Here is a 26,631-nt window from a genome sequence, read left to right as displayed (position 1 = left end):
AGGGAGCCCGTGCCAAGTTTGGTGGTGATAAAACCGTTTTATCGCCATTAACCGGAGGCCGGGCTAAATTTGGTGATGATAAAGGAAGAATATCATCATGAACCGGAGCCCAAGCTAAATTTGGTGGTGAAAAAGGTGGTTTATCATCACGAAAGGGAGCCCGTGCCAAGTTTGGTGGTGAAAAAGTCAGTTTATCCCCACAAAAGGGATCCCGCGCCAAGTTTGGTGGTGATAAAACCGTTTTATCGCCATGAACCGGAGCCCAAGCTAAATTTGGTGGTGAAAAAGGTGGTTTATCATCACGAAAAGGATCCCGCGCCAAGTTTGGTGGTGATAAAACCGGTTTATCGCCATGAACCGGAGCCCAAGCTAAATTTGGTGGTGAAAAAGGTGGTTTATCATCATGAAAAGAAGCCCGCGCCAAGTTTGGTGATGATAAAGTCAGTTTATCCCCACGAAACGGAGCCCAAGCCCGAAATGGCGATGCAAAAACAAGCAGGACGCGGGTCTTGTCCCACGTCCTGCCATCTAATACTAAGAAGCCTTTGCCTCCAACTCCTCCAAAGCTTCAGCTTTTGTACCAACTTTGCTAAGCAATAATCCAACAACGGTACCAACTAGAGCTGGGACAACCCATTCTAGGCCAACAGATGAAAGTGGAAGCATGTCCTTCATTGTTTGCACTGGTCCTAAATCAAGGCCTGCTGCGTTTAAGCCGCTGATGACGGCGAATACCCCTGTAAACAACATTGCGCTGCCGTATACTTTTCTTGGATTTTTAAAGTAGCGGTTAAAATAAGTTAATGCAATTAAGACAATGGTTAATGGATAGGATGTTACTAAAAATGGCACTGATACTTTCAAGATTTGATTTAAGCCTAAATTTGATAGCGTAAAACCAACTAAAGTAACGGTTAAAACAACTGTTTTGTAATTGGCCATTGGTAGTAGCTTTGAAAAATAAGCGCCACATGCAGTAGTGAGTCCAACAACTGTCGTAAAACAAGCAAGTGTGAAAATCAAGCCAAGTAGTGCCAACCCTTTTTGACCTAATAAAAGAGTGGCAGTAGCAGAAAGAATTTCCGTTCCATTTTCAAATGATCCAGTCCCTGCCATTCTTGCACCAATTACACCTAAACTAACATAAACCATTGATAGTAAAAGGCCAGCAATCAACCCTGCTTTTAAAGTATAGTTCCGTAATTGCTTGCTATCTTGCACACCGCGCTGTTGAATAGCCGAAAGAATGACAATCCCAAATGCTAAAGAAGCAAGGGCGTCCATTGTATTATATCCTTCTAGAAATCCTTTGAAAAAAGCGCCTGATTGATATGCTTCAGCTGGTGCTTGGAATGGTGCATGGAGTTTAACAAATCCAACTACACATAAGACAACCATTGCAACTAATAGAGCAGGAGTAATAAAACGCCCCATATATTTTTCCATTTTAGTAGGGTTCAAGCTTACAACATAGACAAGAGTAAAAAATACGACAGTAAACAAGAATAATAGCAATGTTGTATTGATAGATCCTTTAAAGAAAGGGGCAACCCCCATTTCAAAAGCCACATTTGCATTTCTTGGAATAGCTAAGAACGGTCCGATGCAAAGATAAACAGCAACTGTAAATACTGTACTAAATACAGGATGAACACGATTTCCGATTGTTTGTACGCCGCCTTTTACAAGTGAAATGGCGAATAGAACCACGAAAGGAAGACCTACACCGGTTACGATAAAGCCTGCCATCGCGACCCAGTAATTAGTTCCAGAACTTGAACCTAGAAATGGTGGGAAGATTAAATTTCCAGCTCCAAAGAACATGGAAAATAACATAAAGCCGATAAATAAAGTGTCTAGTTTTTTCATTACAAATCTCTCCTTTTGTTATTTTTAAAAAACAAAAAAACTCGTCCCTAAAAATAGGGACGAGTTTCTAGCTCGCGTTACCACCCTTATTCCGCATATAAAAAAATATACGGCACTCAGTCAACGTACCATCATACGTGTTCCATCGTAACGGCGGACAACCCGTCAAAGCTTACTGTGTTCAGCTTTGCATCTCAGAGATGATTTTCGGATAAAGTCTGAACGTCGATTTTCACCAAGCATCGACTCTCTGTGGAACAGGAATTTCATCTTACTCTTCTCGTCATTGATTTTTTGTTTAAAGTTATATTAGCAAAATTACAAACTATCAGTCAATAGTTTTTTAAAAAAATTTTGATAGTTCATTCTTCAATTTTAATGATAACCCTTTTTGTATGAAAGGTGGCGATTTTCATAACTTGTTCAGCCATATAATGTTTTGAATGGTGACAATCGTTGTTAATCCACTCGATAATAATACCGATGATACCATGCACACGGTATGTAAAAAAGAGTTCCAAGTCGATGCTGTCATCAGCATCATTTGAAAGAAACACGATATCCTCTTTAAAGTGTTTTTTCATTGTTTTTATCATCTTTTCTTGGAAATATTCATTGATATTCGGACCTAACATAATCTGATAGATTTCTTTATTGTCAATAAAGTGGTCAAAGATGGCAGTAATGGAGAGATCGACAATGTTAACTTCCTTTTCCAATTTTATATAAGGATGCCTGAAGGCGGTGAGCAAATCGCTCAAGACATCATCAATAATTTCTCGTAATAAATCCTCCTTTTGTTCGTAGTGAATATAAAAAGTTCCCCGGTTAAACTCGGCATTCTTCACAATTTCAGTGATTGTAATCTCATCAAAATGTTTTTTCTTCAATAAGGACAACATTGTTCGTTGAAAAACCTTTTTTGTTCGCCTTACACGCTTATCAGCATTTTTGGTCATCATCATCCGCCTTCACGAAAAAATTGTTATTACTAAACAATATGCGTAAGGATGTCTATTTTTGAACAAGTTCTGAAAATTTGATTATTGGCTATATTTTGTAAACTATTTATAATAAAGCTACTTGGCCAATGTTACTTATTGGTAATTTTCAACAATAACTAGAGGGGGAAATTCATATGTCAACATTAATTGCTTTGCATCCAAAGGCGGTACAGTTTACATCAAAGCCTTTAAAAATGTTTATAGGTGGTCAATGGGTAGATGCTGTTTCTGGGAAAAGAACTGAAATCAGAAATCCTGCGGATGGAAGATTAATCACGACGGCTGCTGAAGGTGATCAAGAAGATGTTGACCGTGCGGTCGCCGCTGCGAGAAAAGCATTTGAAGAAGGCCCTTGGCCAAAGATGAAACCGAATGAGCGTGCAAGGTTAATTTTAAAATTAGCTGATCTCATTGAAGAAAATGCAGAAGAATTAGCACATTTGGACACGCTTGATTATGGTCAGCCTGTTTCATTAACAAAAGGATTTGCCGGTGCATCTGCAGAGAATTTTCGTTATTATGCTGGTTGGGCCACGAAAATAACGGGAGAAACGATTCCATCCTCAACTCCAGGTAATATTTTTAATTACACAAGACGTGAAGCCGTAGGAGTATGTGCAGGGATTGTGCCATGGAATGCGCCACTAATCAATGCAGTCATGAAAATATCAGCGCCGCTTGCTGTCGGGAATACCGTTGTTATTAAGCCATCAGAGGAAACGCCGATTAGTTTGTTGCGTTTAGGTGAACTCATTCAAGAAGCAGGGTTCCCTGATGGTGTTGTTAATATTGTGACAGGGTATGGTCCAACCGTTGGCCGGGCACTCTCGACCCATCCTGATGTAGACAAAATTGCTTTTACTGGTTCAACGGCAGTGGGGAAGGAGATTGTCCAGAATAGTGCTGGAAATTTGAAAAAGGTTACGCTTGAATTAGGCGGGAAATCAGCCCATATCATTTTTGCGGATGCTGATTATGAACAAGCGCTGGCAAATGCAGCAAATGCCATCTTTTTCAATACCGGCCAGGTTTGTTTTGCTGGATCAAGGCTATTTGTGGAAGAGAAAATTTACGATAAATTCTTGAGTGACCTTGCTGTTTATTCAAAAAATTACAAAGTTGGCAATGGCTTTGATGAATCAACTGTAATCGGTCCACTTATTTCAGCTAAACAGAAAAAACGCGTCATGAATTATTTAGAAATCGGTCAAAAGGAAGGCGCTGAAATCATCATAGGTGGGGATGCCACGGAAGCAGATTTAGCAAAAGGCCACTTTGTGAAACCGACAATCATGGCAAATGTTCATAATGATATGAAGATTGCCCAAGAGGAGATTTTTGGCCCTGTAGTTGGTGCTATACCATTTAGTGACATCGATGAGGTTATTAAACAGGCGAATCGAACTGAGTATGGCCTAGGCGGAGGAATTTGTACAACTGATATAAGAAAGGCTCATAAAGTTGCACATGCCTTAAGAACCGGAAACGTCTGGATTAATACGTACAATATCACAGAGCCGGGATCACCATTTGGGGGATATAAACAAAGCGGGCTTGGACGTGAAAACGGGGCAGCTTCGATTGATATGTATACAGAAATTAAAAATGTTTGGGTTAATTTGGATTAATCGGGTCATTTCTTATTTATTTGTAAGCGCTGTCTAAAAAGTGCTAAGAACGGTATTGAAACTATTTAAACTAGGGGGAATAATGATGAAAGCACTTGTATTGACACAGTACGGCAAAAAGATGGAAGTTCAAGAAGTGCCAAACCCAACATTAACTGATACCGGCGTGATCATTCGTGTAGAGGCGAACGGAATTTGCCGAAGCGATTGGCATTTTATGATGGGGGACTGGAGTTGGATTGGACTCGAGGTTCCATTACCACATGTCTTGGGTCATGAATTTTCCGGTGTTGTTGAAGAAGTGGGAAGTCAGGTTACGAAGTTTAAAAAAGGTGATAGAGTGGTGGTCCCACATGCGCATGGTGAAGGAACATGTGAGTATTGTTTAACCGGCCATTCGAATATATGTGACCATGGAAGTATAGCGGGAACAACATATTGGGGCGGTTATGGAAGATATGTAAATGTTCCTGATGCTGACCGTAATGCTGTTAAACTACCGAATAATGTAAGCTTCGAAGCTGGAGCTGCCCTTGGCTGCCGCTTTATGACGGCATTTCATGGTCTGGTAGACCAGGTAAAAGTACGGCCAGGTGAATGGGTGGCAGTACATGGAAGCGGCGGTCTTGGTCTTTCCCTTGTCCATATCGCGAAAGCAATCGGGGCAAGAGTTATTGCGGTTGACATTAATGATGAAGCATTGAAATTGGCAAAGGAATTTGGAGCAGATATTACGATAAATGGGCGTGAAAAGGATGCTATTCAGGAAATTATCGAGATTACCGGTGGAGGCGCCCATGTATCTGTTGATGCATTAGGGATTACAGCTACATGCCAAAACGCAATTAATAGTTTAAGAAAAAGGGGCAGACATTTACAAGTAGGCCTTACATCACAAGAGGAAAAAGGGAAAATTGAGCTGCCAATCGATTTAATCGTTGTAAAAGAACTTGAAATCACTGGATCCGCCAATATGCCTGTATCACGTTTCCCAGATATGATGCGCATGGTGGAAAGCGGTATGATTCAGCCGGAAAAAATGATTACAAAAACGGTTAATTTGGAAGAAGCGGCAGAAATTTTAGTTGATATGGGTGAGTTTAAAACCCCTGGAATCACTGTATTAAATAGATGGGAATAATGTAAAGAAGCAGGGGACCCAAAGGTTCCCTGCTTTGCTTATGCCTTTTTCAAAGACTTATAGATTACACCTAGGAAAATAAACCAAATCGGTGTCAGCAATAATGGAGTTCGTGTATCGTCAGCGAACAGCATGACGATTAAAATAAACACGAATAAACTCAAAACAACATAGTTAATAAACGGCGTAAGTGGGGCTTTAAACGTTGACTTGGCTCTCAAATCCGGACGTTTTTTTGTGTAACGAATGTGTGAAACCAAAATCACACTCCACACCCAAATGAAACAGATGGCACTAATTGTTGTAACAATGGTAAAAGCCTGCTCCGGCACTACTTTGCTTAATAACGCACCAATAGAAAGAACAATAGCCGATGTAACTAGGGCGTTTCCAGGAACATGGTTTTTATTCAATTCGGAAAGTTTATGGTGTGCTTGCTTATTCGCACTTAAGTTATATAAAATTCTGCTTGTAGAAAATAAGCCGCTATTGCAGGCTGATGCAGCAGAAGTTAAAACGACAAAATTGATGATTCCAGCGGCAACAGGGATGCCAATTAATGAAAATACTTCTACAAATGGACTGCTCGAAGCATTTAACTGATCCCAAGGGTTGATGCATAGAATGACAAAAAGGGCTCCAACATAGAAAAGTAGAATACGGACCGGAATCTTATTAATAGCAGACGGAATATTTTCTTGTGGGTTTCTTGTCTCTGCAGCCGAAACCCCAACTAATTCTACACCAACAAAAGCAAATACAACCATTTGTAGTGAAAATAAGAAGCCGGAAATTCCGTTCGGGAACATTCCCCCGTGGCTCCAAAGGTTTGTAACTGAAACCGCCCCCGAGTTTGTCTTAAAACCGATGACCAATAAGACAAGGCCAACAATAATAAGGGCAACAATTGTGACAACTTTAATAATGGCAAACCAAAATTCCAGTTCACCAAATAATTTAACAGTTAATAAATTTAATCCCAACAGAATGACAAGACAGATAAGAGCAGGTACCCACTGTGGGATATCAAACCAGTATTGCATATAGACACCAACAGCGATTATATCTGCCATTGCGGTCATGATCCAGCAAAACCAATACGTCCATCCGGTTACAAATCCGGCCCAAGGCCCAATATAGTCGGTTGCAAAGTCAGTAAATGATGTATAGCCGGAATTCGATAAAAGCAACTCCCCTAAAGCTCTCATTACAAAAAATACTGCAATTCCAATAAGTAAATACGTAAAGATGATGGAAGGACCCGCCAATTGTATTGACTTTCCTGATCCTAAAAATAAACCTGTACCGATAGTCCCACCAATAGCTATTAGCTGGACATGACGATTTTTTAAATCCCTTTTTAATTCTTTTGTAGCCAATTTTTGCGCCCCCTGTAAATTTTTCTGTTTGCTAGAAAAACTAAATTAAATAGTATGTGACACCACTCACAAGGACATTAGGCAACAAAAAATGAGATTGGAAGTTTCCAATCTCATCGAATAGCAGAATAACAATTATTATTTCGTTACTCTTCTGTTCTTTTGCCTGAGATTGTGAATCCTTCGGCGCTGTACAATGTACAGTCTCTCCAGAAGCCGCTCCAGCTATAGTGTGATCCATAGCGTTCATCGCAAACTATTATTTGGTTTTATCTCAATATACTATACTTCTAAAATATAAAAGCTATTTTAGCACTTATTATCCTGCTCGTCAAATGGTCAAATGGGACATGGGGACAGGTACATTGTCCCTATGCCCCCCTAGTTATAAGTTCATGTAGTAGCATCAAAAACTCCTCAAGAGTTTCCGGTAATTGCTCTGGCAGTAAATCTGTATGTATCATTGCTACTTCCCCCAATCTATTTTTTGCTCTACGCTCTACTTTTAGGATTTCCAATCTATCGCACTTTTATACTGTCCATATACAAAATTTTCAATTTATTAAGTTCGGTTTTTGTGATTATTACAAAACTAGGTATCTATAAATTATTGATACTTTTGAAGAACAAGAGGCAGGTAATGGTTATCTCATCATTTTTTGGATACAGTAAAGAAATGTAGTATAATTTTTCTATAAAAATATTCGAACTTTTCTGTGTATAGGGAATTCAGATTCTACTTGCAGTGAATGTCCTGCTGCGAAATACTTAATGGAAAAGGGGGTCTGGATATATGGAAGATAAGCAAATTAAGCAGAAAGTGAAAGATGTATTTGGAAAAAACGCGGAAGCATATGTTACGAGTGAAAGCCATTCAAAAGGGGGTGATCTTTCATTATTAGCTTCATGGTTACAGCCACAAAAGGATTGGGTTATTTTAGATATAGCAACCGGCGGTGGACATGTAGCCAAAACGTTGTCCCCACATGTAGCAACAGTTATTGTTACTGACCTTACCGAGCAAATGCTCAGCAATACAAGGAAGCATTTAAATGAAGACTACAAAAATATGTTTTATGTTATTGCCGATGCTGAAAATCTTCCGTTCTTAGAAGGAACATTTGATGCAGTTACATGCAGAATTGCACCACATCATTTTCCAAACCCTAAAGAATTTATTCTTGAGGTAGCTCGTGTATTAAAACCAGGTGGTAAGTTTTTATTAATTGATAATGTTGCACCTGAAGAAGAAAATTTAGATGTGTTTATGAATACTGTTGAAAAGTTAAGAGACGAAAGCCATGTCCGATGTCTAACAGTAAATGAATGGAGAAACCATTTTAAGGCTGCCAACTTACAAGAATTGCAATCACTAAATCGGAAAAAAACCTTCCAATTTCAATCGTGGGTGGCAAGGACAGCTGACAGTCAGGAACAGATGGAGAAAGTCGAACAATATATAGTAGCTACGAATGAAGAAATTCAAAATTATTTTTCAGTTATCATTAGCGATGGTCGAGTACAATCCCATCAAATTGACGAATGGATGGTACTTTACGAAAAAAGGTGAAGGGTAGAGGAGGAGTTCTACTCTTCAATTCAAATAACAAAGGCTATTTTAAAATAACAGAAGGTGATCGATTGAATGAAAAGACTGAAAAATATGAAACTCCAATATCGAATTACCATTTTCACACTTACACTCATACTTTTTATAATTATAGTAACGAGCTTGTTATTTTTTTATATACTTTCTAAATCGATTGAGGATGAACTTGGTGAAAGGGCTTTGCATGTGGCCTCAACTGTTGCAGCCATGCCGGAAATTCGCAATGCGTTTTTTACAGATAAACCATGGGAAATCATCCAGCCTGAGGTAGAAAAAATACGTAAAGAGACAGGTGCTGAATATATTGTTGTTGGAAATAGAGTAGGGATTCGCTATTCTCATCCCATTCCTCAAAGAATTGGAAAAATGATGGTAGGAGGGGATAATGATCGGGCGCTTCAATACGGAGAGTCCTATATTTCGAAAGCAAAAGGCTCCCTAGGCTGGGCGCTTCGTGGCAAGGTGCCAATTGTTGATGAAAACGATAACATTATTGGTATCGTATCCGTTGGTTTTATGATGGAGGATATCAATAAATCGGTGAAGGAATATGTACCTTTCATTATTTTGATTTCTTTAGTGGGGTTGTTCGTTGGCACCGCAGGGTCCATCTACCTTTCTAAAAGAATTAAAAAGAATATGTTTGGACTTGAGCCCGAAGAAATTTCATCTTTATATACTGTCCGTAATGCTGTTATTGAGTCTGTCAGGGAAGGAATCATTGTTGTCAACAAAGAAGGAATCATCGTATTAGTCAATCGTGTGGCCTATGATATGCTATCACTTCATCAAGGACAAACGATTGGAAAGCCTGTTTTGGAGGTGATCCCAACTACGACGATGTTGGAAATCGTAAGTACAGGAGAAGAAAAACTAGATAAACAAGTGGATGTAAATGGGAAAAAACTGATTGCGAATCAATTGCCTGTAAAGGTGGGGGATGATGTAATTGGGGTTGTTTCGAGTTTCCGCCTGAAGTCGGAAATCGACCAATTAACGGAGGAACTATCCCAAGTAAAAAGGTATACCGAAGCGTTACGTTCGCAAACCCATGAGTTTAATAATCTTCTATATACGATATCAGGATTAATCCAGCTTGAAGCTTATGATGAGGCAATGGACCTAATTCATAATGAAACGACAGTTCAGCAAGGTTTTGCCAATTTTATAATGGAAAAATTGAATGACCCATGGTTAGGAGGAATTCTAGTAGGGTTTTATAATCGCGCCCGTGAATTAAAAATTGACTTTATTCTTGACCGTGAAAGCAGCCTGCAGCATATGCCAAATAACATTGATCAAAGTCATTTAGTTTCCATTCTTGGGAATCTAATTACGAATGCTTTCGAGGCTGTTCTGAACAATGACCCAATCAATAAAAAAGTAAGACTATTTATTACTGATATGGGAGAAGATTTGCTAATCGAAGTGGAGGATGCAGGACCAGGAATTGCCGACGATATGATTTCTAGTATTTTTTGCAGAGGTTTTTCAACGAAGAAAGGGGGCAACCGTGGTTATGGACTAGCACGGGTGAAAGAATTAGTGGAGGACTTAAAGGGAACGATTGCTATTGAAACAAGCGACTGGGGGGGAGCTTTGTTTATCATTGCAATACCGAAGGAAAGGTGGGACTAAGGGTGTCAGAGATAATTGAAGTTTTAATTGTTGAGGACGATCCGCGTATTGCCGAAATTCATCGGCGTTTTACGGAAAAAATAGAGGGGTTTAAGGTGATTGCAACAGCAACAACAGGGGAGCAGGCAAAAGAGTGGTTGGAGGTAGTGCAGCCACATTTAGTATTGTTGGATGTTTATTTACCTGATATGAAGGGCATAGAGTTGATTAGATTTATCCGGCAAAATTTTCAGCAAATCGATGTAATTATGATTACTGCTGCATCTGAAGTAGATGTTGTTACCCATGCCTTACGTGGTGGTGCGTTTGATTATATTATCAAACCATTAACCTTCGATCGATTTAAAGAAAGTTTAGAGAACTACCAGCAAAAGATTGCGAAATTAAGAGAGCATAAGGAGTTAACGCAAGAACAAATTGAGAGTTTATGGAATCGGGGGACCAAAGCATTAGTAGGTGAAGTAACTAGCGCCCCAAAGGGAATAGACCCGCTGACTTTAGAAAAAATTCTAAAATGCATTGATACCATTGGACAAGAAGGGATGACAGCTGAAGCGTTGAGCATGGAGTCTGGTGTAAGCCGTTCCACTGCTAGAAGGTATCTTGAATATTTAATAGCTCAGAAAAGAGTGTTTGCAGAGCTTATATATGGAAATGTCGGCCGACCAGAGCGGCGATATTTTCGTGCCCTTCTGTGAATTTTATGAACAAAATGGCGTTTAAAAATTTTATTTAACTTATGGACAAATACTTCAAATATAGATAATGTTCTGATAATTTTAAGACAGCGCTTACAACGCTGTCTTTTTTCTACAAAAAAACAATAGTAAACAAAGGGGGATTAACATTGAAACTTACAAAATTATCAACAGTACTTCTTTCGGGTGTGTTGGCGTTAAGTTTAGCCGCTTGTGGGGGCGGAGGAGAAAAGGCAAGTACCGGTACTAAATCTGAAGGAGCTTCTTCGACTTATCCGGATAAACCAATTACAATTGTAGCTCCATCTGGTGCAGGTGGGGGATGGGATTTAACTGCACGGGCTGTAGCCAAGGTTTTTGCTGAAACAAAAATGGTTGATCAAACGATTACGGTAGAAAATAAGCCTGGCGGCGGTGGAGCCGTATTTATGGCCGAATATGCAACAAAGGATAAAGCGAATCCATATCGACTAAGTGTATGGTCACCACCAATCCTAATCAACAATGATAAAAAAGAAGGAAATAGCCCATATGGCTATAAAGATACAACACCATTGGCACAATTAACACGCGATTATGGAGCAATTGTTGTTAAAGCAGATTCTCCATTCAAAGATTTAAAATCTGCTCTTGATGCAATGAAAGCTGACCCTACAAAAGTGATTGTAGCAGGAGGCTCTGCACCTGGATCAATGGACCACCTTGTAGCAGTTCTACCAGCATTTAAATATGGTATTGATCCAAAATCTGTAAAATATGTTTCCTATGATGGTGGTGGGGAAGCCATTGCTGCATTACTAGGCGGCAATGCTGACTTAATTGGAACAGATGCATCTTCCGTTGGTGAATATGTAAAGGCTGGCAAGGTTCGTGTTCTAGCTGTTAGTTCTACAGAGCGTTTAAGTGGAGATTTAGCGGATGTTCCAACATTTAAAGAATCAGGAATTGATGCTGAATTCACTATCTGGCGCGGTGTTTTTGGACCAAAAGAAATGAAGGCTGACGAAGTAAAATACTGGGATGAAAAGTTTAAGGCATTATCAGCAAATGAAGCATGGTTAAAAGAACTTGAAACAAATGGTTGGGCAAGCGAATATAAAAATTCCGAGGACTTCAAAAAATTCTTAGAAGAACAAGATAAGGTCATTGTTGAATTATTGACTGCACTTGGAATGCAAAAATAAGGTACTAATCAAACATAACATGGAGAAGAGCCCTTTCTCTTCTCCATATCTTTTCAGCGGAGGTGAGTAATGAAGATGAGTAAGAGTTTTGACCGTTACTCCAGTGTAATCTTCTTGAGTTTAGGACTTGGTTTTATAGTGGAAAGCAGTAAAATTTCACAAACTGCCTATGGCAGTAATGTTGGGCCGGATATTTTTCCAAAAATATTGGGAGCAATTTTAGTTTTGCTTAGCTGTCGGTTATTCTATGAAACTTTTAAATATGCAAATAAGGCAAAATCAAAAGACGCCCTTGATTATAAAAGCTTTCTTATAATTATAGTTTCTGCAATTCTATATGCTTTATTACTTGAGAAAATAGGATACGTGATTACAACCTTCCTCTTCTTAGTGATAAGCTTCCAGGTTATGGAGAAGGGTGGATGGTTGAAATCATTATTGATTTCAGCTGTATTCTCTTATGGGGTTTACTTCCTTTTCGTAGAGATTTTAGATGGTACTTTACCAGGGTTTCCAACATGGTTCAGCTAGGGGGTGAAGGATAATGGAAACGTTGCAATTTTTAAGTGATGGTTTTGCGATTGCCCTGCAGTGGCATAATCTCGCATTTGCATTTATAGGAGTATTAATTGGAACGGCAGTAGGGGTGTTACCGGGTATTGGCCCAATGAGTGGGGTCGCCTTGTTAATACCTGTAACAGCAACGATGACTTCTGGATTGGATCCCGAATCGGCGGCGGCAAGTTCGATTATTTTATTGGCTGGTGTATACTACGGTGCGATGTATGGGGGATCCACTACATCGATACTATTAAACACACCTGGAGAATCTTCTTCTGTCGTAACGACCTTGGACGGCTATCAAATGGCGAAAAACGGTCGGGCTGGTGCTGCCTTATCAATCGCAGCGATTGGTTCCTTCGTGGCTGGCGTAGTAGCTTTATTAGGACTTGTGGTTCTAGCCGAGCCACTATCAAATGTTGCCTTGTCCTTCGGGCCGGCAGAGTACTTTTCGTTAATGATCCTTGGCCTTTGTGCCGTTAGTGGTCTTGCCGGGAAATCAATGACAAAGGCACTGATCATGACAGTCGTGGGGTTGTTGTTAGCAACAATTGGAATGGATAATGTCTCAGGGGTAGCGCGCTTTACGTATAATATCCCAGTCTTATATTCAGGTTTAGAATTTTTAACCGTTGCTGTTGGCTTATTTGCCTTAGGTGAAGTATTTAAAACGATTCTTGAAAAAGAAGAGGATGGAGGCAAAATTGCAAAGGTTGGCCGAATTTTTCCAACAAAAAAAGATATGAAGGATAGTACAGGACCAATATTACGCGGCTCTCTATTAGGTTTCTTCATTGGGGTTCTTCCTGGAGCTGGTGCAACGCTGGCATCTTTCTTTTCATATATTGCTGAAAAGAAAATAAGCAAAAATCCAGAGAAATTCGGTAAAGGTGCGATTGAAGGCGTGGCCGCCCCTGAATCAGCGAATAATGGGGCATCTGGTGGAGCGATGATTCCATTGTTAACACTTGGCATCCCAGGATCAGGTACTACTGCTATCCTAATGGGTGCACTGATTATGTATAATGTTCAGCCAGGTCCATTATTATTTTCTGATCATCCCAAAGTGGCTTGGGGACTCATTGCTAGTATGTTTATTGGCAACTTGATGTTGCTCATTCTTAATATGCCACTTGTTAAAGTTTTTGCAAAAATTATTGAAACACCGAAAAAGTATTTATTACCGATTATTATTGCTATCTCCATTTTTGGTGTATATGCTGTGCAATATACAACATTTGACTTATTGCTTCTTATTGGCTGTGGTGTGTTTGGTTACTTTTTAACCAAGAATGACTATCCAGTTGCACCGCTAGTATTAGGACTTGTATTAGGGCCTATGATTGAAAACAATATGCGCCGTGCATTAACGCAATCAAACGGAGATTTTATGATCTTTTTACACAGTCCGTTATCTCTAAGTTTCTTAATTATAGCGGCATTATGGATGTTGATCCCAATTATTTTAAAAATGAGAGGTCGAAGCGTCATTATAAATGAAGAAGGATAAATAGTGGGACATGGGGACAGGCACCATGTCCCTATTAAATCATCTGGTCTATTTCTATTTAAAATGTCATACATTATTTAAAATGTGAATAAGGTAAAACATTTTATGTAAAGGGTGTTTTATTATGGTAATGAATCAGATGTTACGTTTGATTAAGCAATTGTCTGGAAGGGTAAGTTCTAGTATGTATGCATCCGTTTCAAATCAACAGGATGCAGCAAGAATAGCGTTTTTAAGGCAGCTTGAGCGGGAAATGAAAGAAAAAGAGGCCGTGGGACATAGGGACAGGTACCATGTCCCTACCTGATAAAAAATAATGGGACATGGTACCTGTCCCCATGTCCCGCTTCAACTATATTACATTGGATACGCCAACTAATGACTCTGGTTTTTTTCCCAGTACTAACAGACATAATTTTGAGAAGTTGGAACTGCTGATTTTAGAAATAACTTGTTTTAGTATAGGGAAATCCGCGTCATCTTTTAGCTTTTGGATTTCATTTTTATACAAGCGCAATACTGAGTCATATACGAATTTTGGTGTAGCTACTCCTGGATCTTTGTCCATGATTAAGCACCCCATAAAGTGATACTTAAACTGTAGGGCACGTGTTAAGTAAATTGCTTCTACTAGTTTTTCAAAAAGGACTGGATAATTTGTTTTGATGTTTTCAATGTCTCGTTTGGCAGCTGTTAATTTATCTAGGTTTGCGTAAATAATCATGCATTATCCCTCCTTTTTTATTTGCAAATTGTTACATTATTTTGAGTCTTTTGTATAAGAAAATTGTATAACTAATGGTTGCCAAAGTAAAATGGTTAGATTTTATCTGTACTATAGATAAAATCTATGAAAAGGGTTCCAATCATGCATAATGTATTTTGATTATGCTCCAATGAGTTTTTCTTTTGCGAACTGCAGCCATTCCTTTGCTGCATAGGAGAGGTATTGATTCTTGCTCCAAATAATCCCAAGCTTCCAGCTGATTATTGGATTTATTACTTTTATCGACTTAATATTTTTATTTAAGTCACGACATGCACCTTCCGGCAGGAGGGCAACGCCGAGTTTCCATGCAACCATGTTCTCGATAAAAGAACGCTGCGAGCTTTCGGCGATAATTGTTGGATTAAAACCGACGCTTTTACAGGAGTGAATGATGCGGTCATTTAATACAAAATCATTATTAAATAAAATAAACGCTTCATTTGAGAGCTCCGCCAAATCTACTTCTTCTTTGTCTGAGAGTGGGTGGGAGGTATGCAGGATTAGTCTAAGGTCTTCCTCCATAAAAGCAAAATGTTCAAATTGTTCGATTTTCGTCGGCAGAACGATGACTCCTATATCAAGAAGATTGTTTTCCACACTTTCCTCAATTTTTTTTGAGCCTTCTTCGACAAGCTGAAAGGTTATCCCAGGATATTTTTCATGAAAGTCGCTGACGATTTTGAGAAACATATAGGCATCGAAAATAGGGGGCAAGCCAATCCGAATATGCCCTTTTTTTAGCCCCAATAGTTGGTCCAATTCTGTTTCTAAATTATGAAAGGCATAATCAATTAACTTTGCTTGCTCGAGAATAATTTTCCCTCCATCCGTCAGTACTAATTGTTTCTTTGAGCGATCAAAAAGAGCAATTCCCAATTCGTCTTCAAGGTTTTTAATCATTTTACTAATCGTGGGCTGTGTGATGTACAATTTATCAGCAGCACGAGAAAAGCTTTTTTCTTTAGCGACTTCAATAAAATATAGTAAATGTTTAATGTCCAATTTTTTCACCCGTCGTTTTTATAAATGGTTGTTTTATTTCTTCCTTCATTTTTTGATTGATAGAGGGCTGAATCGGTTCTTTTAATTACCATTGCAGGGTCAAGGTCCTTCTTTTGAAAAGATGAAATTCCTAAAGAAATGGTAATTGGAGCCCCTGTAGGACTTGGTGTTTCAGCTATTTTAATCCGCAGTCGTTCAGCCAAGGCAAAGGCCTCTTCCTCATTTTTCCCTTTTAAGAGAAAGGCAAACTCTTCGCCACCATAGCGATAGCATAAATCTTCTTCCCGAGTAACATCATGCAGCATTTTTGCAAGAAAACGTAATACATCATCACCTACTAAATGCCCATGAACATCATTTACTTTTTTAAAGCGGTCAATGTCCAGCATAATCAGTGTAAATGGGATTTTTTGTCTTACCCATTTTTCAATCTCAATATCAAACGCTCTTCGATTGGCTAATCCTGTTAAGCCATCCTGTTGAATTTGATTCGTAAGAAGTTGAAAATGATTTTGAATATGTTTATATAATTGGCGAACTTCATATATATAGGATTTCATTTCCAAACGTTGAATGGACTTTGACTCATTTTCAGGTAATATAGCTTCAGCTGAATATCTAGCTAATCTATTAATCGGCTTAGAGATAGGATTCGTAAAAAGCCAAGCAAGCAATAAGATTAGTATTAATAAAGGCAGTGACCGGACGATAGTTTTGATTGTTAAATTGCGGACGGGCTTCTCAATTACAGAAGTAGGTGTTTGGGCAATGATCCCCCAACCTGTATTCTCCACATAAGCATAGCCTGTGAAGTATTCATTCCCTTTGGTGCTGATGATTTGGGCAGAACCGCTTTTTCCTTGCAACACATTTTTGACAAGAGGATGATTTGCAAGCGATTCGTTGATTCGACTTGGATCGGGATGATAGATAATTCGGCCTGTGCGGTCCACGACAAAAATGGATGATTCATCTAAAAATTCATCTTGATTTAGAATTTTTTTTAACGAATTATCACTTTGCAAATAGATTGTACCATCAACAACACCTTTGTAGTTGCCATTATCATCAAAAATAGGGTAGGAAATAAGTACGACCAGGTTTCCGGTTTGTGCTAAATATGGGTCAGAAATAAATGGCTTTTTGTTTTTTATTGCTTGTTCCATTAACTTTGATGTGATTTTCGTTCCTGGTCGTACTCCACCTTTATTATTAGGGATTGCCATAGGACTCATTAATTGAACAACCCCGTTTTCATCAGTTGTAAAAAGTGAATTATAATAGCTGCTATTTCCAGCCTTCCAATTATCCAAATCGTTTTGGGTGAATGGCTGATGACCAATGATCTTAGCTAAAGTACTCATATTTTGCTGCATATCAGTAAGTAAATCATTCGTACTTACAGAGATTTTTTTTGCATAACGATAATTATTTTCCAGGAAATTGTCGGTTAGTGTATTTTTTAACGCTTGATTAGACAAATACCAGTTTATTGCTGTTGTACAGCAAACCGCAAAAATTACTAATATACTTATCGCAAACTTTAGTTTAACTCCCTGAAAGCTCATTCCTTTATCCCCTTTTGCGATAGAATCATATTAGTATAATTTTACCAAGATGATTTATAGATTAATAGTAGGAAATGGTGAAAATTGTGACAGTTTAAGAGAAGGCAAAAAAAAAAGTATAGGGACATTATCTTCCCCATACCTATCATGCTACGTTGTTTGGCTGATTATTTAGTTTTAGGAATACATCCTCCAGTGTATTAGTATGATACTTAGCGTAAATTTCTTGTAAACTTCCACTTTCTTTCACTTGACCTTCGAATAGGATAAAAACACGATTGGAAATTTCAGCGACATCCCTCATAATATGGCTGCTTAAAATGATGGTTTTACCGGCATTTGTTAATTCTTTCACTATTTTTTTGAATTCAATAACCCAATAAGGATCTAATCCATTGGTAGGCTCATCAAAGATATAAACATCAACATCAGCAAGGAGAGCTTGTGCTAGGTTTACACGCTGTGACATCCCTTTGGAGAAGGAGCCGATTTTTTGGTTGCGGAAATCCCATAAGCCAACTCTTTTTATGACATCCTCGATAGTTACTCTGCATTCATCCACAAATGTTCGATAATAAGTTAAAACTTCTATAGGGGACAGTTCAAAAGGGAAATTCATATGGTCTGGCATATAACCAAACCATTTCTTTTTAGATGTCTGGAATTGGATTGAACCAGATGACGGTTTTTCAATACCAGTTAATAATTTAATTAAAGTACTTTTTCCTGCTCCGTTTCCACCGCAAAAAACGACACATTCTCCTTTGTTTATAGAAAGGTCTATTGATGACAATACCTGTTTTTTACCAAACCATTTCGTCAAATTTTGTGCTTGTAGAACGATATTTGCCTCAGCCAAGTCGCTCCCTCCTTTTTTTGATTGTTACATTTGCGAGTAGTAAGGCGATCACAATCATTAGGCATGCTGATAAAATTATATAATTTGTTAAACTGCCATTTTGCCCCCATTTATCGATAAGCAAATATTCCGGGCCAAAAATATAATTGGCATTTAATTTGGTGATGGACCAGACACGCAAAGATTCGATAGGATTGGATAGAACTAACAAAAGCATACTATTTAATTTGTACGCATATGGAACTACATCGATAATTGAAAAAATAATAAATTCATAGCCAAAAACGAGAAAGCTCCACACGCATAATGCATAGGATAATCCTTGCATCCTAGTCGTACTAATCGAACCAATTAGGACTGATAAGGCTGAAAAGATGACAATGAGAAATAGATTTAATAAGAAAAAGGTTGTAAAATAGTCGAATTCCGCTCCATTAGTTGTTAACGTAACAACGATTCCGAATAATCCGTATGAAATCCCTAATGCCACTAGTAATGAAAGACAAAGCGCGATAAATTTACTAATTAAATAATAGTAAAAAGGCATTTGATAGGTTCGATAAAGATTTAATCGCCCATCTTCTTTATCAGCGACAAGTGCATTTGTCCCAAAAATTAAACAAATAATGGGTAAGACCCATAGTGATAAATTCATTAACATCGAAATCGCACGGCTATAACCAGCATTCTCATCTGTTGTTGCACCTGTGTTATCTGCAGGCATCTCCTTTAATCCAAAATAGGATGGGTCGACGGTGCCTGTATCGATATTATCTCCAACGGAAGCGAGGCCATAGTTTACTTCGTGTGGGTCGGCTTCTAATGATTTTAGACCATAAAAATAAAACAATGCCGCCATTAACAGCAGTAACAGCATAAAATTTAGGAGCCATTTGCTTCGTATTAAAAGACGTAATTCATATATAATCATTGTGTTTAGTTTTTGTAATACTTTCATGTTCAGCCATCCTTTTTATCCGAACTTATGCTTGGAAATCGCATTTTAATTCATAGCCTGCACACTGTTATGTTCAGCAGTTTGTTCAGAGCCATGGCCAGCTTTTTTTAATGCTTGAACATCAGCTTTTAATACTTCTTCAGCAGTATAAAACGTTCCACCATTCTCACTTTGAAAAGACTTTGCCTCAGCAGTTGAAGAAAAAGCGACAAATCGATAACCCATCGGGGAATTTTTTTTGCTGCCTTGGATAAAAACAGCCTTATTCATTTCAACCCAATCATTCGTTGCATAATCATGAACAAAAATAGTAGTAGCCTGTTCTTGTTGATTTTTTAAAAATAAAACCATGCAACCGATATCGTCGAACTTTTTAGGTGTGCCATCTTTCATAATGATTTCACTTGCGCTTTTTATACTTTGTATTCCCATATGGCATTGATCGCAGCTATCAACCTTTGAATCAATTGGTATTGGTTCAAAAGCGCTGTGTGAGGAGCAACCAGTTAAAATAGCCAATAAAATCAGTGTGATTATAGAAAGACTACGCATTTTTCATTCTCCTTACCATCCATAAAGTAACAAAACTAATGAATATAAATCCAAAATATAATCCGGATTTTTTCATATCTACAGTAGTCAAATGGTTTTCTTTTAATTCCTTATTATCTGCGTTTAGATCGATGACGACCGGTTGCTGAATGGGATATTGATCAACAATGAACTGCTTTGATGGGATTGGTACAAATTGTTCAATTGTATTCCATAAACGAACGGCAGGACTTCCTGCGAAAATTTGTAAATAAGGCTCATTTGTTGTTAAATGATAGAAAACATCTCCGCTTTTATATGCATAGGCATTGGTTTCCTTCCGATTATATTGCGGCAGTTTATCAGGATTGGACGTACAAACGGATGCATAAATAGTGGGTTCTTTTCGATCCAATTGTAAATGATGTTGATCATCCCAATAGTTCCCATATCCTTCAACGCTAAATAGATTATTATTTTTTTTATCAGTGATCACTTGTTGGTTATTACTTAAAAAATTGTTTAAATAAATCTTATTCTCATTGGAGTCTTTTCCTATTTCCATCCCTTTATCATTGTCGGTAATTTCATTAAAGGAAATATCATTCCTAATGCCATTTTCCAGGTACATGCCTTGATTATTTTTTTTAATGATATTTGTGGCAATTATTGAATCAAAGGTATCAAATAAAAAGATGCCTGCGCCTTCAACCATTGTATTTTCATAAAGAATGTTTTCTTTAACGGAAAGGCGGTAGCATTGCATAAGCATTAAACCATTACGGCTTTGTGATACCTTGTTTCGAGAAATAACAACATCAGTTGAATCCATCGTGTGGATTCCATAGCGTGCTTTTGTAACAATATTCCCGTTGATTTCACATAGATTGGAGTAGGATAAATAGATGCCATCATTTGTATGATAAATGATATTGTTTCTAATGAATGAATAGGGTGCCTCAACAAAATAAATCCCAAATCCTTTATAGAGTTTCGGATTAATATAACTTGTAATGACATTATCTTCTATTTGATGTCCGTAGCTTTTTTTGACTTCAATCCCATGAAAGACGTTATAAAGTTTATTATGTTTGATGATACTGCGGTTTCCTGTTACATAAATGCCGGCGTTTTGTGAGCCGCTTCCTTCGATTTGTAGGTTTTCAATTGTTACATCATCGCCTGTTATAGACAGGACGTTGCCTTTATTAGGCCCTTTCAAGGTGGCACCTTCTTCGCCTTTTACGGTTACCATCGGTGTTTTTACAGTAAAATTCCCATTATAAATTCCTTTTTTAATGGTTACTACATCATTTTTTGTAGCCGATTCCAACGCTGTTTGCAGCTCATTTTCATTGGTAACGATGATGTCCTCGGCACTCGCTTTATCGCTAAAAAAGAATATCGCTATTATTAATAGAAAGAAAGTTTGCCATTTCATAACTGACTCCTTTTTCAGAAGGCGCCCAACCTATTAGAAGGGCGCCTATTTGAAGGTAGGTTTAATGACTCATTGTAGCTTTGCTATCATCTAATCCATCTTCTGTTACCTTTATAATGGCAGCAGCACCTTTTTGGACATGTTCAAATTGATGTGTAACAATGGAATAGCTACCGACTTCTTTAACTGTAAATTCGAGAACTGCACCACCGCTTGCTGGTATCATCACGGTTTGCATTCCGGTTAAATGGTTGCTGGATGCTGGATTTCCATCAAGATAAACATCGTCGAAAACAGTTCCAATAACATGGACAGAGCTTACTTCATTTGGCCCAACATTATTAAAATAGATCCTAATATGGTCACCAACTTTGGCAAGTAGAGGCTTTTCTTTTAAAGTAAAGGTATCACCATTTGTATTGCGATCCCCATCTTTTAACGCTTTCGTCGAGAATACAACTTGGCTTGGTTCGCCGTTTGTAAAGTCTTCTAAATCGTTGTATTTATACCACTCGTTTTGATCAATCACAAATTCACGATCGATGTTGCTATCTGTTGGATAGCCGTTTTTTGGCTTTACAATAATTGTGCCGTGCATACCATTCGCAATATGGGAAAGGACAGGCTTGGTTGCGCAATGATACATAAACACTCCCGGATTTGTAGCTGGATAAGAAAATGTACCTGACTCATTTGGTTTGACATCTGTAAAGTTTTTGGATGGTGAAGTATGCACAGCATGAAAATCCATGCTATGTGGAATCGCCGGGTCCATGTTTTTTAAAGTAAAGTTAATCATATCCCCTTCATTTACGATAATTAGAGGCCCTGGGGCTTGTCCGTTAAATGTCCAAGCTTTGTATGTTTTTCCTTTATCAATTTCAATATCTGTAATTTGTGCTGTCATTTCAACATTCACTTCATGTTCGCCAACTCTTTCCACCTTTAATGGTGTCGGCTTTTGATTTAAGCCTTGATGTGGTTGAATAACCTGAGATTGTGGTGGTGCTGGTGTAACATCTGCTTTTGTTTGCTTTACTTGATTGGCAGCATCTTGAGATCCACAAGCTGATAATAGCGACATTCCTAACATTGAACTAACTAAAATTCCTACAGCCTTTTTCATATCTATTTACCTCCAGATTATTGTATTGCACAGAATCCGCATATAAAATGCACATATTCTGCACATATGCCCTGTAAGTAACTTTAACAACTTAAGTACTATAAAGAGCATGAAAAATATCACGGATTTCGCGAGAAAATTGTCTAGTATTTGTAAATCTTGTGAGTAATTTAAGAAATAAATGTGTTGAAAATATGAAGTTCTTAATAAAGATTAAGAAGAGATAGGAAGAGGGTATGTGACAACTTGTCATGATTTTTATTGACTAATGACACGATGTCATTTAATATAAGAGTATAATAGTATGACATCATGTCGCAAAGTATAAAAATGTGCAGTATAACTCACATATTCAAGAACAAGCTATTAATGCATTACAGCTATTTTTATATCGAAGAACACATATTTTTAAAATTTGAAGGGTTTCGACTTCATCACGACTTTTTCGCACTATATATTATTATTAGTGCCTCCAACATTACAAAGGAAGGTGCAGGGGTTGCCTAAAGTAACTTTTTTTAATTTAGCGGCGGACAAAAGAAAAATATTAATTGCGGCACTTGAAAAGGAATTTTCTAGAGTACCCTTATATGACGCCTCCATCTCGAATATTGTGAAAGAAGCCAAAATACCACGCGGCAGTTTTTATCAATATTTTGAAGATAAAGAGGATGCTTATTTCTTTTTACTCTGCGAACAAATTAGAGAATCCAAAGAAAATTTTGCGCTCTGCCTACAAAAAAATAATGGTGATCTGTTTCAGGCGATGATCAAAATGTATGAAATAACAATCATCGAGCTGTCAAAGGGTGAAAGTATTAACTTTTTGAAAAACGCATTTTTGAATATGACCCATGAAATTGAGAGTAAATTCAATGATATATTCAATGCTAATGGGGGCCTTGAGGAGTTTCGAAATATCAGCTTATTTTTTGATAGAAGTAATTTAAACATCACGAGTGATAAAGAATTGTTGCATCTTATGAAAATTGTAATTTCAGTTACATTTCGAAACTTAGTTGAAAAACTAGCGCAAAATTTAACAATTGAGGAAGCGATGGATGGCTACCTAATTGAAATGGAACTACTCAAAAAAGGTTTATTGAAAAGAACTGAAAACAAATAAAAAATTACGAACAGGAAGGATGTTTGCTTATGACTGCAACGATTTATGGATCCCCTAGTGAGTCATTCCGTAAGACGAAGGATTGGTTTGTAAAGCACAAAATCCCGTATAAAGAGAGAAATATTTTTAAAAATCCGTTAACTGTTCATGAACTTCAAGAGGTTCTGGCATTGACAGCTGAAGGTACAGATGAAATCGTCGCAAAAAGATCGAATATATATAAAGAGCTTAATTTGGATTTTGACAATTTATCCTTACTAGAATTACTTAGTTTTATTGAGAAACATCCTGGATTATTACGTAATCCCATTATTATCGACAATAAAAAGATGGTGATTGGCTATAATGAGGATGATATTCGTAAATTTCTTCCGAGAAAGGTAAGAAAGCGTCAATGGCTGCAATTTCATATGGAACGATTATCAATGGTGGATGGTTTAAGATAGCTATCCATCTTTTTTTGTCTACTTCATGGCATTTTTCATAATATGCACATTAAATATGCTGAAATATGATAGAATTTGGAAAAGGAAAGTGAGGGACTATACATGAACTTAGAAGAATATAAGAATGTTTTATCGATTCACCGCGTACCTGTTTCCAAGCTGCGTTCAGAGTTTGATTGGGAAAAATTTCCTTTTGAAACGACAGAGGATTTAGAAAAGGTGCCAAATGAAATGATTGGACAGAGCCGCGCCGAAAAGGCGATGGACTTTGGACTCGCGGTTGAACAGTCTGGATATAATCTGTTTGTCGTTGGCCCTCCGGGTACCGGCAGGATGACTTACACTCAAGATAGTGTGATGAAAGTAGCAAAACAACGAGCTGTTCCCAATGACTGGTGTTATGTCTATAATTTTGAAAATCCGGACATACCTTTGGTGGTTTCATTTCCGGATGGTCAGGGACAGAAGTTTCAGCGTGAAATAGAAGTTTTGTTAATTGATGTAGAACGACTAATCCGCTCTTCATTGACGAGTGAGGTCTTTGAAAAAGAAAAAAGAAAAATACTTGATAACTATCGTACAAAAATAGAAGGTCTTTGGGAACAAACCGACGCATTTGCACTGGAAAACCAAATTAAAATTATGCGGACTCAGGAAGGAATAGAGACCATTCCTTTGTACTTTGGTAGGCCAATGGAAATGAAAGAGTTTGAAAAACTATCTGAGGCCAACAAAAAAATTGTGAAAGAAAGAGAAAATGTTGTAGAGAATAAGATCGATGAAACAATCTATCAAATTTTAAAAATAGAAGACCAATTAGGGAAAAATATTAGCCAATTTATGATGGGAACTGTTGCAAATGCTATAGAAGGGCTTTTCCATCCTCTTAAAGAAACATATCAAGAAAATAAGAAGGTCATTGAATATTTGGAAGCTTATTTTCATGATGTTGTTGCCCATTATTCTTTCTTTATCGAAGGGAAGCAGGATGAGCAGCAAAATATTATGAATGCACTGATGGGCTCAAAAGAACAATACCTGCAGCGATATACGGTGAATTTATTTGTCAGCCATCGAAACTTGAATGGTGCTCCAGTTATTTATGAAACAAATCCGACATACCATAATTTATTCGGAAAAGTAGAATATCGCGGTACACTGGGAAACTGGGTTACAGATTTCACGTTGGTTAAACCGGGAGCATTGCATTTAGCAAATGGCGGCTACTTAATTCTCCAGGCTACAGAGTTATTGCAGCATCCAAATGCGTGGAATCGCTTAAAGCGAGCATTACAAATGGAGAGTATCCAAATTGAGAATTCGTATGAAGATAGCGGGGGTATTCCTACCAGTGGAATTAGGCCAGAGCCAATCCCGTTGAATATCAAGGTCATTATTATCGGTTCCTATTATCTATATGACCTTCTATCTGAATTGGACGAGGACTTCCACAAGCTTTTTAAAGTCAAAGTTGAATTTGTAACAGTGATGGACAAGGATGAAGAAAACAGCTGGAAAATGGCTCGTTTTGTTAAAAATTTTGTAGAACAGGATGGTCTGCTTCCATTCCATCGCAAAGCCATTGCGAAAATTATTGATTATAGTTCACGTTTAGTAGACGAACAAGCCAAACTATCAACGGATTTTCATGAGATTACTAAGGTTTTGGTAGAATCCAGCTATTGGGCTAAGGTAGACAATCAAGCAGTTGTGGATGAGGAACATGTCAAAAAAGCAATCTCAGAAAAAACGCATCGTTCCAATCATGTTACAGAGCAGTATCGGGAAATGATAAACAATGGAACGATCATGGTTGAAACAGTTGGTTTACGGGTTGGTCAAATTAATGGTTTGGCAGTATTGGGTACAAGGGATGCCGTTTTTGGAATCCCCACAAAGATTACAGCCCAAACCTATGTTGGAAAAAGTGGAATCATGAATATCGAAAGAGAGGCGGCCTTAAGTGGTCAAATCCATAATAAAGGCATGATGATTTTAACTGGATTTCTTTCTGGTGAATTTGCAAAAAACCGGCCAATTCCACTGTCAGCGAGCATTACATTTGAGCAAACCTATTCACCTATTGATGGGGATAGTGCGTCAAGCACCGAGCTATATGTATTACTATCTTCGCTTTCAGAGGTGCCAATTAATCAAGGGATTGCTGTTACGGGCTCAGTCAATCAATGGGGAGAAATTCAGCCGATTGGCGGTGTGAATGAAAAAATTGAAGGCTTTTACCATATTTGCAATGAACGTGGATTAACAGGCAGCCAAGGTGTCATCATTCCTCAGCAAAATGTGCCAAATTTAATGCTTGAAGAGACGGTCGTTGAGGCGGTTAAAGAAGGACGTTTTCATATTTGGGCGGTTAGCCACATTGCCGAAGGACTTGAAATTTTGACAGGGGTCAGTGCTGGAAATATTCGTAACGAACAGGGGAAATATCCTTCGAATACGATTTTTGCAAAAGTTGAAGAAAGATTTACGAAAATGTATGAGTCAGCTAAAAAGGCAAAGCATTAGTAAGTGGAACACGGGGACGGTTCGTTTGGCCCATTTTTGATAGAGGAATGGGAGGGGG

General features: G+C 37.9%; 24 protein-coding genes, 1 riboswitch and 1 other annotated feature. Of the genes, 13 read left to right on the top strand and 11 right to left on the bottom strand.

Going from position 1 to position 26,631, the window contains the following annotated elements:
* The first annotated feature begins 69 nt into the window (after window positions 1-69).
* Complete coding sequence (locus ACNQFZ_RS08125) at window positions 70-600, top strand: hypothetical protein (protein ID WP_458414774.1); 531 nt, start codon at window positions 70-72, stop codon at window positions 598-600.
* Here ACNQFZ_RS08125 and brnQ read toward each other — a convergent pair.
* Window positions 535-1,869, bottom strand: a complete 1,335-nt coding sequence (brnQ, locus tag ACNQFZ_RS08120) for a branched-chain amino acid transport system II carrier protein (protein WP_458414773.1) — start codon at window positions 1,867-1,869, stop codon at window positions 535-537. The genes ACNQFZ_RS08125 and brnQ overlap by 66 nt on opposite strands.
* 52 nt (window positions 1,870-1,921) lie before the next feature.
* Window positions 1,922-2,165 (bottom strand) — a binding site (T-box leader).
* Window positions 2,166-2,231: 66 nt separating this feature from the next.
* Window positions 2,232-2,834, bottom strand: a complete 603-nt coding sequence (locus ACNQFZ_RS08115) for a TetR/AcrR family transcriptional regulator (RefSeq protein WP_458414772.1) — start codon at window positions 2,832-2,834, stop codon at window positions 2,232-2,234.
* 173 nt (window positions 2,835-3,007) lie between these two features.
* Here ACNQFZ_RS08115 and ACNQFZ_RS08110 point away from each other — a divergent pair, with 173 nt between their 5' ends.
* Window positions 3,008-4,501 carry an aldehyde dehydrogenase family protein gene (locus ACNQFZ_RS08110; RefSeq protein WP_458414771.1) on the top strand — a complete coding sequence of 498 codons (1,494 nt, stop codon included), beginning with the start codon at window positions 3,008-3,010 and terminating at the stop codon, window positions 4,499-4,501.
* An 82-nt stretch (window positions 4,502-4,583) separates the two neighbouring features.
* Window positions 4,584-5,642 carry a zinc-dependent alcohol dehydrogenase family protein gene (locus ACNQFZ_RS08105; protein WP_458414770.1) on the top strand — a complete coding sequence of 353 codons (1,059 nt, stop codon included), beginning with the start codon at window positions 4,584-4,586 and terminating at the stop codon, window positions 5,640-5,642.
* A gap of 38 nt (window positions 5,643-5,680) precedes the next feature.
* On the opposite strand, the gene ACNQFZ_RS08100 is transcribed toward ACNQFZ_RS08105, so the two are convergent.
* Window positions 5,681-7,021 (bottom strand): amino acid permease, encoded by a 1,341-nt coding sequence (locus ACNQFZ_RS08100; RefSeq protein ID WP_458414769.1) that lies wholly within the window; start codon window positions 7,019-7,021, stop codon window positions 5,681-5,683.
* Between the two features lie 144 nt (window positions 7,022-7,165).
* Window positions 7,166-7,244: riboswitch (glycine riboswitch) on the bottom strand.
* A gap of 570 nt (window positions 7,245-7,814) precedes the next feature.
* Between ACNQFZ_RS08100 and ACNQFZ_RS08095 the strand changes: the two genes are divergently transcribed.
* From ACNQFZ_RS08095 to ACNQFZ_RS08065, 7 genes are all read left to right on the top strand, one after another.
* Window positions 7,815-8,591 (top strand): class I SAM-dependent methyltransferase, encoded by a 777-nt coding sequence (locus ACNQFZ_RS08095; RefSeq protein WP_458414768.1) that lies wholly within the window; start codon window positions 7,815-7,817, stop codon window positions 8,589-8,591.
* Between the two features lie 75 nt (window positions 8,592-8,666).
* Entirely contained in the window at window positions 8,667-10,268 is a 1,602-nt protein-coding gene (locus tag ACNQFZ_RS08090) for an ATP-binding protein (protein ID WP_458414767.1), read from the top strand.
* 2 nt (window positions 10,269-10,270) lie between these two features.
* Window positions 10,271-10,966 (top strand): response regulator, encoded by a 696-nt coding sequence (locus tag ACNQFZ_RS08085; protein ID WP_458414766.1) that lies wholly within the window; start codon window positions 10,271-10,273, stop codon window positions 10,964-10,966.
* A gap of 149 nt (window positions 10,967-11,115) precedes the next feature.
* Window positions 11,116-12,150 carry a Bug family tripartite tricarboxylate transporter substrate binding protein gene (locus ACNQFZ_RS08080; protein WP_458414765.1) on the top strand — a complete coding sequence of 345 codons (1,035 nt, stop codon included), beginning with the start codon at window positions 11,116-11,118 and terminating at the stop codon, window positions 12,148-12,150.
* Between the two features lie 75 nt (window positions 12,151-12,225).
* Complete coding sequence (locus ACNQFZ_RS08075) at window positions 12,226-12,681, top strand: tripartite tricarboxylate transporter TctB family protein (protein ID WP_458415346.1); 456 nt, start codon at window positions 12,226-12,228, stop codon at window positions 12,679-12,681.
* Between the two features lie 13 nt (window positions 12,682-12,694).
* On the top strand, window positions 12,695-14,221 hold the full coding sequence (locus ACNQFZ_RS08070; RefSeq protein ID WP_458414764.1) for a tripartite tricarboxylate transporter permease: 1,527 nt from the start codon (window positions 12,695-12,697) through the stop codon (window positions 14,219-14,221).
* 124 nt (window positions 14,222-14,345) lie between these two features.
* The gene (locus ACNQFZ_RS08065) at window positions 14,346-14,528 is read left to right on the top strand and encodes a hypothetical protein (protein ID WP_458414763.1); all 183 of its coding nucleotides are present in this window, start codon (window positions 14,346-14,348) and stop codon (window positions 14,526-14,528) included.
* A gap of 45 nt (window positions 14,529-14,573) precedes the next feature.
* Here the strand turns inward: ACNQFZ_RS08065 and ACNQFZ_RS08060 are convergent, their stop codons facing one another.
* The 8 genes from ACNQFZ_RS08060 to ACNQFZ_RS08025 all read right to left on the bottom strand — a co-directional run bounded on the left by ACNQFZ_RS08060 (window position 14,574) and on the right by ACNQFZ_RS08025 (window position 22,475).
* A complete protein-coding gene (locus tag ACNQFZ_RS08060) occupies window positions 14,574-14,945 on the bottom strand; it encodes a hypothetical protein (RefSeq protein WP_458414762.1) in 372 nt (123 codons plus the stop codon).
* 162 nt (window positions 14,946-15,107) lie between these two features.
* Complete coding sequence (gene cidR, locus ACNQFZ_RS08055; protein WP_458414761.1) at window positions 15,108-15,992, bottom strand: cidABC operon transcriptional activator CidR; 885 nt, start codon at window positions 15,990-15,992, stop codon at window positions 15,108-15,110.
* Between the two features lie 5 nt (window positions 15,993-15,997).
* Window positions 15,998-17,560, bottom strand: a complete 1,563-nt coding sequence (locus ACNQFZ_RS08050; RefSeq protein WP_458414760.1) for a sensor domain-containing diguanylate cyclase — start codon at window positions 17,558-17,560, stop codon at window positions 15,998-16,000.
* 145 nt (window positions 17,561-17,705) lie between these two features.
* Window positions 17,706-18,419: an ABC transporter ATP-binding protein gene (locus ACNQFZ_RS08045; RefSeq protein WP_458414759.1), complete on the bottom strand. Its 714-nt coding sequence runs from the start codon at window positions 18,417-18,419 to the stop codon at window positions 17,706-17,708.
* Window positions 18,412-19,377, bottom strand: coding sequence for an ABC transporter permease (locus ACNQFZ_RS08040; RefSeq protein ID WP_458414758.1), 966 nt, complete (start codon window positions 19,375-19,377; stop codon window positions 18,412-18,414). The genes ACNQFZ_RS08045 and ACNQFZ_RS08040 overlap by 8 nt, the downstream gene beginning before the upstream one ends.
* 45 nt (window positions 19,378-19,422) lie before the next feature.
* A complete protein-coding gene (locus ACNQFZ_RS08035) occupies window positions 19,423-19,929 on the bottom strand; it encodes a nitrous oxide reductase accessory protein NosL (RefSeq protein ID WP_458414757.1) in 507 nt (168 codons plus the stop codon).
* Window positions 19,922-21,349, bottom strand: coding sequence for a right-handed parallel beta-helix repeat-containing protein (locus tag ACNQFZ_RS08030; RefSeq protein WP_458414756.1), 1,428 nt, complete (start codon window positions 21,347-21,349; stop codon window positions 19,922-19,924). The genes ACNQFZ_RS08035 and ACNQFZ_RS08030 overlap by 8 nt, the downstream gene beginning before the upstream one ends.
* A gap of 61 nt (window positions 21,350-21,410) precedes the next feature.
* A complete protein-coding gene (locus tag ACNQFZ_RS08025) occupies window positions 21,411-22,475 on the bottom strand; it encodes a multicopper oxidase domain-containing protein (RefSeq protein WP_458414755.1) in 1,065 nt (354 codons plus the stop codon).
* A 499-nt stretch (window positions 22,476-22,974) separates the two neighbouring features.
* On the opposite strand from ACNQFZ_RS08025, the gene ACNQFZ_RS08020 reads away from it, so the two are divergent.
* From ACNQFZ_RS08020 to ACNQFZ_RS08010, 3 genes are all read left to right on the top strand, one after another.
* Entirely contained in the window at window positions 22,975-23,601 is a 627-nt protein-coding gene (locus ACNQFZ_RS08020; protein WP_458414754.1) for a TetR/AcrR family transcriptional regulator, read from the top strand.
* 29 nt (window positions 23,602-23,630) lie between these two features.
* A complete protein-coding gene (spx, locus tag ACNQFZ_RS08015; protein WP_458414753.1) occupies window positions 23,631-24,047 on the top strand; it encodes a transcriptional regulator Spx in 417 nt (138 codons plus the stop codon).
* Window positions 24,048-24,149: 102 nt separating this feature from the next.
* On the top strand, window positions 24,150-26,573 hold the full coding sequence (locus ACNQFZ_RS08010) for a Lon protease family protein (protein ID WP_458414752.1): 2,424 nt from the start codon (window positions 24,150-24,152) through the stop codon (window positions 26,571-26,573).
* Window positions 26,574-26,631: the final 58 nt, after the last annotated feature.

The organism is Schinkia acidoalkalinis (assembly GCF_054301215.1).
Note: the sequence above shows the minus strand (reverse complement) of the source record. Positions and strands in the feature narration are given on the sequence as shown.

Coding starts and splice junctions, on each gene's coding strand:
- brnQ (WP_458414773.1), bottom strand. CDS start 1,869: ATGAAAAAACTAGACACTTTATTTATCGGCTTTATGTTATTTTCCATG.
- ACNQFZ_RS08115 (WP_458414772.1), bottom strand. CDS start 2,834: ATGATGATGACCAAAAATGCTGATAAGCGTGTAAGGCGAACAAAAAAG.
- ACNQFZ_RS08110 (WP_458414771.1), top strand. CDS start 3,008: ATGTCAACATTAATTGCTTTGCATCCAAAGGCGGTACAGTTTACATCA.
- ACNQFZ_RS08105 (WP_458414770.1), top strand. CDS start 4,584: ATGATGAAAGCACTTGTATTGACACAGTACGGCAAAAAGATGGAAGTT.
- ACNQFZ_RS08095 (WP_458414768.1), top strand. CDS start 7,815: ATGGAAGATAAGCAAATTAAGCAGAAAGTGAAAGATGTATTTGGAAAA.
- ACNQFZ_RS08090 (WP_458414767.1), top strand. CDS start 8,667: ATGAAAAGACTGAAAAATATGAAACTCCAATATCGAATTACCATTTTC.
- ACNQFZ_RS08075 (WP_458415346.1), top strand. CDS start 12,226: ATGAGTAAGAGTTTTGACCGTTACTCCAGTGTAATCTTCTTGAGTTTA.
- ACNQFZ_RS08070 (WP_458414764.1), top strand. CDS start 12,695: ATGGAAACGTTGCAATTTTTAAGTGATGGTTTTGCGATTGCCCTGCAG.
- ACNQFZ_RS08065 (WP_458414763.1), top strand. CDS start 14,346: ATGGTAATGAATCAGATGTTACGTTTGATTAAGCAATTGTCTGGAAGG.
- ACNQFZ_RS08060 (WP_458414762.1), bottom strand. CDS start 14,945: ATGATTATTTACGCAAACCTAGATAAATTAACAGCTGCCAAACGAGAC.
- ACNQFZ_RS08050 (WP_458414760.1), bottom strand. CDS start 17,560: ATGAGCTTTCAGGGAGTTAAACTAAAGTTTGCGATAAGTATATTAGTA.
- ACNQFZ_RS08040 (WP_458414758.1), bottom strand. CDS start 19,377: ATGAAAGTATTACAAAAACTAAACACAATGATTATATATGAATTACGT.
- ACNQFZ_RS08035 (WP_458414757.1), bottom strand. CDS start 19,929: ATGCGTAGTCTTTCTATAATCACACTGATTTTATTGGCTATTTTAACT.
- ACNQFZ_RS08030 (WP_458414756.1), bottom strand. CDS start 21,349: ATGAAATGGCAAACTTTCTTTCTATTAATAATAGCGATATTCTTTTTT.
- ACNQFZ_RS08025 (WP_458414755.1), bottom strand. CDS start 22,475: ATGAAAAAGGCTGTAGGAATTTTAGTTAGTTCAATGTTAGGAATGTCG.
- spx (WP_458414753.1), top strand. CDS start 23,631: ATGACTGCAACGATTTATGGATCCCCTAGTGAGTCATTCCGTAAGACG.
- ACNQFZ_RS08010 (WP_458414752.1), top strand. CDS start 24,150: ATGAACTTAGAAGAATATAAGAATGTTTTATCGATTCACCGCGTACCT.